The following is a 9444-nucleotide window of genomic DNA, read 5'->3' as shown; positions in this document are numbered from 1 at the left end:
TTTTAGAATTGTTATTTGGAAACGCTCTTTTCGTAAACTTTGTTGCTATCGGACCTTAATAAGGTTCATAAACGATTTCGTAATGAATTTTATTGAAAGAGTACTAATCATCTAGTTATCCGGGTTGATGAACTTATACGAAAAATAACAATCTATGTGAAAATAGCCTTATTAAAATACACGGACAAATAAATCGGACAACTTGCGTGACAGATAGCTGAACTATTGATTTAACAAGAGAATGGGATTTTACTGAAAGGAGGCCGAATATGAAAATTCGCAAGGCGATTATTCCAGCGGCCGGTCTCGGAACCCGTTTTTTACCTGCTACAAAAGCATTGCCTAAAGAAATGCTGCCGATAGTTGATAAGCCGACCATACAATATATTGTCGAAGAGGCAGTCGCATCGGGAATAGAGGAAATTATTATTGTTACCGGCAGGGGAAAACGGTCCATAGAGGATCATTTTGATAAATCATATGAACTCGAAGATACACTTTTTAAGAAAAATAAACTGGCCATGTTAAATGAGGTACAGGCCATTTCAAACCTGGCCCGAATATACTATGTGCGGCAAAAGGAACCAAACGGATTAGGCGACGCCATTTTATGTGCCAAAAATATTGTAGGGGATGAACCGTTTGCTGTGTTGCTTGGGGACGATATCGTTACCTCAGAAGTGCCATGTTTAAAACAGCTGATAAATATGTTTGATTATTATCATTGTTCAGTTGTAGGAGTCCAAGAAGTCCCAGAACAGGATGTAAGGAAGTACGGGATTATTAAGCCCAGAACTGCTTTAGTCGAAAACAATCTGCTAGCCATTGAGTCCTTGATAGAAAAGCCTAACATCGAAGAGGCTCCCTCAAGATACGCAGTTATGGGGCGATACGTGCTAGTGCCTGAGATCTTTTCCATCCTTGAACAAATCCCAGTCGGACACGGAAACGAATTACAATTAACCGATGCCATCAATGAACTAAACAGCCAGCAAGCTGTCCTCGGCTACAACTTCCAAGGCACACGCTACGACATCGGCAACAAAATTGGTTACCTCCAAGCAACCATCGACCACGCCCTCAACCGACCAGACATCCGCCAAGAAGTATTGAATCATCTAGAAGAAATAGTAAAAAGGTGTCAGGCACTAGAAAAAGACATATAGGGTAATTTGTCCATTGCAGGTGGACAAATTGCCCTTTTTGATGTTGGATAGGATCATTTATTTTCATTGGGTAGGGAAATAAGTCTAATTATTGCTTGGGAAAGCGCATAAACAGACATTTCTCGATTTCTTTTGTCAAACGGTGGTGGCTGTTTCCTGCTTTTTAACCCCGCATCAGCAGCTTAAAACAAAGTAAGAAGTTGTATTCCTTTGGGATTCTGCAAATTGGTGATACGATAGTGAAAAAGCATATCTTTTGAGTATAAAGGAGATACGAATGAATAAAAAAACGGTAATCGTCTATACAACCAATGACTGTATTGAATGTACAATGGTCAAAAAAGTCCTTACTGAAGAAGGGATTCCATTTGAAGTGAGGGATATTTCAATAAATCCTGCTTTCCAAAAAGAAGTCGAGCAATACGGCTTTCTTGGAGTGCCAGTTACAGTCCTCCACGATCGGGCTGTTAAGGGATTTACTAATGAGCTTAAGGAAATTATGGACTTAGCCAAGAGCTAAGGAATCAAACAATTTTTCTTTACATCGGTGATAATTAGCGTTAATATGAGTGTAATTTAATAAATGAAGATCTACTAGGGGTGCCCTGTGTGTCAGGCTGAGAGAAAATGATTTAGTTTTTAACCCTTTGGACCTGATCTGGGTAATACCAGCGTAGGAAAGTAGTCGAGTGAGATATTTTTTTGTTCGCATTCAAAGCTAACCAGGTCCATTTTGTGGATCTGGTTTTTTTATTTTTTACCTGTTAAATGTGGCTGTTGATTTCTGCTCCAGGCGCTCGCTTTCCGCGGGCGTGCCGGGGAGCCTCCTCGGCGCTGAAAGCGCCTGTGGGGTCTTCCCTGCCCTGTACACCCGCAGGAGTCGAGCGCCTTCCGCTCCAATCAACAAAGCACTTATTAAAAAAAAGAAAAGGGGAGTTTAAGTTGGAAACAAATTTCGTGTACGAAACAGTAAAGAAAGTAAGAGAAGTTAGCCCGCTAGTACATAATATCACCAATGTGGTCGTGACAAATTTTACCGCAAATGGGCTGCTTGCATTGGGAGCATCTCCTGTCATGGCTTATGCTAAGGAAGAGGTTGCAGATATGGCAAGGATTGCTAGTTCGCTTGTGTTGAATATTGGCACATTAAATGCAGAAAACGTAGCTAGCATGATAATCGCTGGAAAAGCGGCTAATGAGCAAGGAGTACCTGTTATTTTCGATCCAGTAGGAGCAGGAGCAACTCCATATCGAACAGAAACAGCACACAACATTATTCGTGAGGTCAAAGTGTCGGTGATTCGCGGAAATGCTGCTGAAATATCTAATGTAATTGGAGAAAACTGGGAAATAAAGGGCGTTGATGCAGGTGAGGGAACCGGAAACAAGGTTGAGCTTGCGATAAAGGCTGCGCAAACAACTGGCAGTGTTGTTGCTATTACTGGAAAAGAGGACATTATATCAGACGGTGAAACCACTTATGTACTATCGGGTGGACACCCCATTTTAACGAAGGTAACTGGTACTGGCTGTCTATTAACTTCCGTTATTGGTGCTTTTACCGGAGTGGAAAAAGATTTGCTCCAAGCAGCGGCAGCCGCAATGGCTTATTACGGAGTTGCTGCAGAAAAGGCGGCCAAAAAAACAGCGGAAGCGGGACCGGGCAGTTTTCAAATCGAATTTTTAAATCAATTAGCTCTAGTAACTGAAGAGGATATTACAGCAAATGTTTCTATTAAAAGATTATAGTGGAGGTTTGTTTGATGAAAAGAGCATTAACGATCGCTGGTTCAGATAGCGGCGGTGGAGCAGGAATCCAGGCGGATTTAAAGACATTCCAAGAATTAGAGGTTTTCGGGATGTCGGCGATCACCGCAGTGACCGCACAAAATACATTGGGAGTCCATGGGGTTTATCCGATGACACCGGAAGCGGTGGTACAGCAAATTCAGGCAATTGGTGAAGATATCGGTGCGAATGCTGTAAAAACAGGGATGCTGTTCAGCTCAGAGATTATTGAAGCTGTTTCAGAGCAAGTGCGGAAATATCGATGGGGGAATTTGGTTGTGGATCCCGTGATGATCGCTAAAGGCGGTGCATCTTTACTGCAGCAGGAAGCCGTTTTTGCGATGAAAACCTATTTATTACCGTTCGCAAAGGTGATTACACCCAATATCCCAGAAGCAGAGGTTCTAACGGGTATGACCATTCGGAACGCTGAGGATAAAAAAGAGGCTGCTTTAAGATTGGCTGAATTGGGGATTCAGACGGTTGTGATTAAGGGCGGCCACGATGAAGATGAATCAGTTTCAACAGATTTACTTTACGATGGGGCGGAGTTTCATACTTTTACCAACAAACGGATTCTGACCAAAAATACACATGGGACCGGATGTACTTTTTCGGCAGCATTAACAGCGGAACTTGCGAAAGGGGCATCAGTATATGATGCAGTCATAACAGCGAAAGAATTTATCCAGGCGGCCATTGAGGATGGCATTGAAATTGGCCATGGGCATGGGCCAACAAACCATGGGGCATTTCGGAAGAGACGGGAGCTGGGAAATCGATGAGAACCCTGAAAGAGGCATTAAAGGTTTATTTTATCATGGGCAGTCCTAACTGCCTTAAAGATCCGGCAGAAGTATTGAAAGAAGCCATCAATGGTGGTGTCACCCTTTTTCAATTCCGTGAAAAAGGGAAAGGGGCTCTTACGGGAACAGAAAAATACGAGTTAGCAAAGGAATTACAGAGTATTTGCAAACAACATCAAATCCCCTTCATTGTAAATGATGATATTGAACTGGCCATGGAGCTGGATGCGGACGGTGTCCATATCGGGCAAGAGGATGAGCCAGTAAAGGTGGTACGTAAAAGGATTGGCGACCATAAAATCCTTGGGGTTTCCGTCCATACTTCTGAAGAAGCCGAGACGGCACTCAATGATGGAGCCGATTATTTCGGTATTGGACCTATTTATCCTACAAATTCAAAGGATGATGCCAAGCCAGTCAGGGGTACAGAGCTAATCGAGATTCTTCGTCAACAAGGCTTTACTACTCCAATGGTTGGAATCGGTGGAATCACCAGTGAAAACGCAGCGGCAGTCGTGAAGGCCGGAGCCGATGGCGTGTCCGTTATAACGGCTATCAGTCAAGCAGAATCACCGTTTAAAGCGGCAAGGGCATTAAAAAATAATGTGGAGGGCTGATTATCGTGAATAAAACGTATAAGTTGACATTAACCGCAATGATGATCGCAATAGGGACCATTACGAGCAACCTGGTCGCGATCCCTATAGGATTTACGAAGGTTTTCCCGATGCAGCATTTTTTAAATGTTTTATCAGCCGTCCTGTTGGGGCCGTACTACGCAGTTGCCCAGGCCTTTTGTGTGTCGCTCATCCGTAATCTGATGGGAACGGGTTCTATTTTTGCCTTTCCCGGCAGTATGGTTGGAGCCTTGCTGGCATCGCTTTTATTTTTAAAAACAAAAAAGATATACCTGGCATTTGCCGGTGAAGTAATCGGAACAGGGATCCTTGGTGCACTGTTATCCTATCCAATCGCTACTTTCCTACTTGGACAAAAAGCAACCCTTTTTGGATTCATTCCTTTATTTATCTTCAGCTCGTTTGCCGGTGCACTTCTTGGATTTGTCCTTTTAGTCGTATTCTTAAGAAAGAAACTAGTCGTGATGGATGAAAGTAAATCACCAGCAATTAAAAACTAGGGTGTGTTTAAATTGAACGCGGATTTAATAGAAAAAATAAACAGTGAGATAGATTCAAGAAAAGGGGAATTACTTGGTCTGTTGACCGAGCTCGTTGCCTATCCAACCGTCAGCCCTCCCGCCCGGAATACGGACGGCGTTCAGGAATTTATTAAGGCGTACTTAGAAGAATTAGGTTTCACGACGGATAAGTGGGATGTTTATCCTGGAGATCCGAACGTGGTTGGTATGTTACCAGGTAAATCTGCAGAACAATATAATAGTTTAATTGTAAACGGCCATGTCGATGTTGCCGAAGTGGGTGACACGAAAGAATGGGGAGCATCCCCGTTTGAGGCTTACCAACAGGATGGCCATATTTATGGACGAGGCGTTGCCGATATGAAAGGGGGCATTGCCGCATCCCTTTTTGCGATTAAACTATTAAAAGAACTTGATATTACTCTTAGTGGCGACCTTCAATTTCAATCTGTCATTGGGGAAGAAGTCGGTGAAGCTGGGACCCAGGCCTGTGTCGATCGGGGCTATAGCGCCGACTATGCGGTGGTGGTCGATACGAGTGATTTACATATAGAAGGGCAGGGCGGCGTCATCACAGGATGGATTACGATTCAAAGCAAAGAAACGTACCATGATGGGATACGCCGGAAAATGATTCACGCCGGCGGCGGAGTTAAAGGGGCCAGTGCGATTGAGAAAATGATGAAGATTATCGCCGGGCTTCAGGAACTGGAACGCCATTGGGCAGTGACCAAAAGCTACGAAGGATTCCCGCCCGGTACCAATACGATTAATCCGGCAGTCATTGAGGGAGGACGCCATGCAGCGTTTGTAGCCGATCACTGCGCATTATGGGTAACGGTTCATTTTTACCCGAATGAGGATTACGAAGAAGTAATAAAAGAAATTGAACAGCATATCAATGCCGTTGCCGCTGCTGATCCGTGGCTCAGGTATAACCCACCTGAATTTGTCTGGGGAGGGAAGTCAATGATTGTCGACCGCGGTGAAATTTTTCCTTCCTTAGAAATAGACATTGAACATCCTGGTACCAAGCTGTTAGCGGACTCCTTTGAAAAAATGCTCCACGAACAGCCGAATATTGGCATGTCCACAACGGTTACCGATGCAGGCTGGCTAGGCCGGGCCGGAATTCCGACGGCCATTTTTGGTCCAGGAAAATTAGAGGATGCTCATGCAGTCGACGAAAAATTGGAAATCCAGCAGCTGCTCGATTTTACAAAGGTACTAGCGATTTTTATCGCTGAGTGGTGCAATACCAAGAAGGAGGAAAATCACCATGAAATTTTCTGAGCGACTCTTTCAAAAAGTTAGTGAGATATGGGAAAAGACTCATCAGCATCCATTTGTGACCGGGATGGGAAAAGGGGACCTTCCGGTTGAATCCTTTATCCGCTACATGAAACAAGATTATGTGTTCTTAATTGATTACTCAAAGTTATTTGCTTTTGGTGCTGTGAAAGCACGGGACATCGAGACAATGGCCGCTTTCGCGAAGCTCCTTGATGAAACATTACACGGGGAAATGGATTTGCATCGGCAATATGCGGAAAGATTTGGTATTACCAATAAACAGCTGGAAGAAACAAAGCCAACTCCGATGAACTTAGCTTATACCCGTTACATGTTAAATGTCGCACAAAATGGTTCATTAGAGGAATTGATTTCGGCATTATTACCTTGTATGTGGAGCTATTGGGAAATCGGCAAGATGTTAGCAAGAGACTATCAAGGTGCTAGCAGTCACTATCTATATGGTGAATGGGTGAATATGTACTCTTCTGCTGAATTTGGTGCCTTGGCCGAGTGGCTGATCGATTTATTAGATCAATTAACGGAGGGCAAGCCGGAACGGGAGTTAGCTATCCTTGAAGAACATTTTCTGACCACTTCACGTTTCGAATACATGTTCTGGGACATGGTTTACCAGGGGGGCGAGTGGCCTGTCTAATTCATCGATGTTACAGATCAACGAACTTTCTTATACTTTTGGTGTCGAAAAACGGATTTTTGAAAACCTATCACTTGATGTAAAACCAGGAGAATTTGTTTCCATCATCGGGGCAAGTGGTTCTGGAAAAAGCACCCTTTTTAAGCTGGTATCAGGGTTACTCGAACCTGATCAGGGACACATCCTGATTAATGGGGAACAAGCGACGGGTAAGAGATTAGGCAGTGTTGGCTATATGGCGCAAAAGGACCTGCTTTTACCATGGAGAAATGTTTTAGACAATGTCTTGCTTCCGCTTGAGGTCACGAAGGAAAATAAGAAAGCAAAATTACCAGAAGTGCGGGAGTGGCTGTCTCGGTTTGGACTTGCTGACTACGAAAATTCCTTCCCAAATGAACTGTCAGGAGGAATGCGGCAGCGGGTCGCTTTTTTGCGGACCCTTATGACAGGGAAAGATCTTTTATTATTAGATGAGCCGTTTGGTGCACTCGATTCCATGACGAAACGGAATATGCACAGTTGGCTGCTGGGATTGTGGGGCGAGCTCCAGAAGACAGTCCTGTTTATCACGCATGATTTAGAAGAAGCGATTTTGCTGAGCGATCGGATTTACATCCTTAAAGGGCAAGGTATTCAAGAATGGCAGGTCAACCTGATGAGACCGAGAAGTTCTGAATTAATCTACGAAGAGGATTTTATCCGGATGAGAAAAGAACTGGAGTGGCTGATTCAACATGAAAACAACTAGGTTAAAAAAATGGACGAGTGATTACGGATTATTTTTTATCGTCGTCATTCTTCTTGTCAGCGTCTGGGAAATGGTTGTGAAGCGTGGCATCATTCCAGCCTTTATCTTGCCGTCCCCATCCGCCATCTGGAGTTCATTAATGGAAAACCGCGAGCTCTTATTTGAAGAGCATCTTCCGGCGACCTTAAAGGAAGTCCTGATTGGGTTTGTGATTTCCGTTTCCTGCGGGACCTTACTTGGTGTCGGCATGCATTTTTCCCGTTCATTGGAGAAGGTTCTTTATCCCTTTCTAGTCATTTCCCAAACGATTCCGCTCATCGCGATTTCGCCGATTTTTATCATGTGGTTTGGTTATTCGATTTGGAGTAAGATTGCCGTAACCATTTTGACGGCATTCTTTCCAATTGTGGTCAGCACGTATGATGGGTTGAAGTCGGGTGGTCAGGAATATCGAGAATTACTGTTAACAATGGGGGCGAACCGCTGGACCATTTTTAAGAAAATACAAGTACCGCTTGTTCTGCCGTCGTTTTTATCAGGATTGAAAATGTCGGTTGTATATTGTGTGGTCGGGGCAACGATCGGGGAATGGCTCGGTGCGAGTGAAGGACTCGGCTACTTTAGCCGGCGCATGTCCGGAAGCTTACAGGCAGATGCTGTGTTTGCGGCTATTTTTCTTTTATCATTACTAGGAATTATCTTGTTTTTAATCATTAATTTAATTGAAAAACAATTATTGAAAAATAAATATCACATCTAAGAGGGGAAGTTATTATTTATGAAGAAAAGTGCGATAATCATGTTTAGTCTTGTGCTGCTCATCTTGAGTGCGTGTGGGAAAAACGACGAAGGTACTACTGGAAAGAACACTGCAGGAGGCGGCGAGAAGCTTGAGAAAGTGACTTTAATGTTAGACTGGTACCCCAACGCTGTTCACTCTTTCCTTTATGCAGCAGAGGAAAAGGGCTACTTTAAAGAGCAGGGTTTGGATGTAGAGATTCAAATGCCGGCAGACACGAATGATCCACTAAAACTTGTGGCGGCTGACCAAGTCGATATGGCGCTAAGCTATCAACCCCAAGTATTGGTGGCCCGTGGGGAAGATATCCCTGTTCAATCGTTTGGAGCGATTGTACGACATCCGCTTAATCAACTAATGGTGCCAGCAGATAGTTCAATTAAATCACCTAAGGACTTAGCAGGGAAAACGATTGGTTACCCATCGATTCCTTTGGATGAAGCGATCGTACAATCAATGGTAAAGTCTGACGGTGGAGATGCTTCAAAGATTAAAATGGTGGATGTAGGCTGGGACTTGATTCCGGCAATGGCAACAAAGAAAACAAATGCTCTCATTGGCGGCTATATCAATCATGAAAAGTTATTGCTGGATAAAGAGGGGCATCCTATGCGTACCTTGAACCCTGCGGACTATGGTGTACCGGATTACTATGAATTAGTATTAGTTGGCAGTGAGAAGGAACTAAAAGCCAAGCCGGAAGTATTTAAAAAGTTTATGACAGCGATTGGGAAGGGACAAAAATACGTCCAGGACCACCCGGAAGAAGGATTAGCGGTATTACTGAAGCATGAGGACAAATCATCTCCATTAGAGAAAGACATTGAGACAAAGAGCTTACAAATCCTCTTGCCGCTCATGGACGCAAAAGACAAATCATTCGGTTACCAAGACCCACAAACATGGGATCAAGTCGCAAAGTGGTTAAAAGAAAACAAAGTAATTAAAAACAACGTAAAAGCAGAAGACGCATTTATTAACTTTTAGCACACAGATAAAGTAAAAAAAGTGACAGGCACCGCCCGTG

General features: G+C 43.7%; 11 protein-coding genes and 1 riboswitch. All 11 genes read left to right on the top strand.

Features of this window, described 5'->3' with window-relative positions; all coding sequences use genetic code 11:
• The first annotated feature begins 269 nt into the window (after positions 1–269).
• Positions 270–1166, top strand: coding sequence for a UTP--glucose-1-phosphate uridylyltransferase GalU (gene galU / locus V7266_RS20265; protein ID WP_335470395.1), 897 nt, complete (start codon positions 270–272; stop codon positions 1164–1166).
• Between the two features lie 277 nt (positions 1167–1443).
• Entirely contained in the window at positions 1444–1686 is a 243-nt protein-coding gene (locus V7266_RS20260; protein ID WP_335470392.1) for a glutaredoxin family protein, read from the top strand.
• A 66-nt stretch (positions 1687–1752) separates the two neighbouring features.
• Positions 1753–1863: riboswitch (TPP riboswitch) on the top strand.
• Positions 1864–2108: 245 nt separating this feature from the next.
• Positions 2109–2915 carry a hydroxyethylthiazole kinase gene (gene thiM, locus V7266_RS20255; RefSeq protein ID WP_335470390.1) on the top strand — a complete coding sequence of 269 codons (807 nt, stop codon included), beginning with the start codon at positions 2109–2111 and terminating at the stop codon, positions 2913–2915.
• Positions 2916–2929: 14 nt separating this feature from the next.
• Entirely contained in the window at positions 2930–3739 is an 810-nt protein-coding gene (thiD, locus tag V7266_RS20250) for a bifunctional hydroxymethylpyrimidine kinase/phosphomethylpyrimidine kinase (protein WP_335470387.1), read from the top strand.
• Positions 3736–4377: a thiamine phosphate synthase gene (thiE, locus tag V7266_RS20245; RefSeq protein WP_335470386.1), complete on the top strand. Its 642-nt coding sequence runs from the start codon at positions 3736–3738 to the stop codon at positions 4375–4377. Before thiD ends, thiE begins: the two co-directional genes overlap by 4 nt.
• Before the next feature lie 5 nt (positions 4378–4382).
• A complete protein-coding gene (gene thiW / locus V7266_RS20240; RefSeq protein WP_335470384.1) occupies positions 4383–4898 on the top strand; it encodes an energy coupling factor transporter S component ThiW in 516 nt (171 codons plus the stop codon).
• Between the two features lie 12 nt (positions 4899–4910).
• Positions 4911–6212: an acetylornithine deacetylase gene (locus V7266_RS20235; protein ID WP_335470381.1), complete on the top strand. Its 1302-nt coding sequence runs from the start codon at positions 4911–4913 to the stop codon at positions 6210–6212.
• Positions 6199–6870 (top strand): thiaminase II, encoded by a 672-nt coding sequence (gene tenA, locus V7266_RS20230; protein WP_335470379.1) that lies wholly within the window; start codon positions 6199–6201, stop codon positions 6868–6870. The genes V7266_RS20235 and tenA overlap by 14 nt, the downstream gene beginning before the upstream one ends.
• 7 nt (positions 6871–6877) lie before the next feature.
• Positions 6878–7618 carry an ABC transporter ATP-binding protein gene (locus V7266_RS20225; RefSeq protein ID WP_335470377.1) on the top strand — a complete coding sequence of 247 codons (741 nt, stop codon included), beginning with the start codon at positions 6878–6880 and terminating at the stop codon, positions 7616–7618.
• Positions 7605–8378, top strand: a complete 774-nt coding sequence (locus tag V7266_RS20220) for an ABC transporter permease (RefSeq protein WP_335470376.1) — start codon at positions 7605–7607, stop codon at positions 8376–8378. The genes V7266_RS20225 and V7266_RS20220 overlap by 14 nt, the downstream gene beginning before the upstream one ends.
• A gap of 18 nt (positions 8379–8396) precedes the next feature.
• A complete protein-coding gene (locus V7266_RS20215; protein WP_335470374.1) occupies positions 8397–9404 on the top strand; it encodes an ABC transporter substrate-binding protein in 1008 nt (335 codons plus the stop codon).
• Positions 9405–9444 lie beyond the last annotated feature (40 nt).

The organism is Neobacillus drentensis (assembly GCF_036965645.1).
Lineage (GTDB): Bacteria > Bacillota > Bacilli > Bacillales > Cytobacillaceae > Neobacillus > Neobacillus drentensis_D.
This window is presented reverse-complemented; position numbering and strand designations above follow the sequence as displayed.